2 protein-coding genes are annotated in these 697 nt (G+C 67.4%); both read right to left on the reverse strand.

Annotated features, from left to right (window positions below):
• Positions 1 to 259: hypothetical protein (locus NS334_RS16840; RefSeq protein WP_058757000.1), on the reverse strand; the 259-nt coding region annotated here is incomplete at its 3' end.
• Between the two features lie 194 nt (positions 260 to 453).
• Complete coding sequence (locus NS334_RS16845) at positions 454 to 678, reverse strand: helix-turn-helix transcriptional regulator (RefSeq protein WP_058757001.1); 225 nt, start codon at positions 676 to 678, stop codon at positions 454 to 456.
• Positions 679 to 697: the final 19 nt, after the last annotated feature.

Consider the following 697-nt stretch of genomic DNA (forward strand, 5'->3'; position numbering starts at 1 on the left):
CTTCCATCGCCCGCTTCATCGCGCGGGCGTAGGCGTCGGCGGCGTTCTCGGCCGAATTCTGCAACCGCTTGGCGGTCGCCGTCGCGTTCAGCATCGTGCTCTTGGCGAGGAAGCGGAAGCGCGCCTTGGTCTCCTTGTCCTTGGCCTTGGCCGCGCGCGCGACCCAGACGGCCTGGCGCTTCTTGGCCGCCGCCATCACGGCCTTGGTCTGGGCTCTTGCGGTCTGCCGGATGACGGCGTCGAGGTCGGCTTCGGCCATTCAGATGCACTCTATTCACTGGACATGCGCCGAACGGGCGCACGAAGGGAGGGGAGCTACCACTAGCTCAACCGGCGCCGTTTGAACATGCCGATCCGCTTGCGATGCCGCCGGGAGCATGCCGCCGCAATGACGGCCAACGTGATCGGTCGGGTTGTGGGGCGCTTCCAGGCTCGCCTGAGCGCGGCGTAAGTCTATTCCGCCGACGAACCCGGCTGCACCTTGGCGCCGGCGAGCAGTCCGGCGAGTTCGACCTGGCGGCCGAGCCCGGTCTTCGCCAGCACGGCCTTGAGCTGGTTGCGCACGGTTTCGCGGGAGATTCCGAAGGCGATGGCGATCGCCTCGACGGTTCGTCCTTCGCCGATGCCGCGGGCGACCCGCGCCTCGGCCGGCGTCAGGTCGAACAGGCCCTGCAGCACCTGTCACTTATAAACATCT

This window comes from Sphingomonas endophytica (genome assembly GCF_001476895.1).
Lineage (GTDB): Bacteria > Pseudomonadota > Alphaproteobacteria > Sphingomonadales > Sphingomonadaceae > Sphingomonas > Sphingomonas endophytica_A.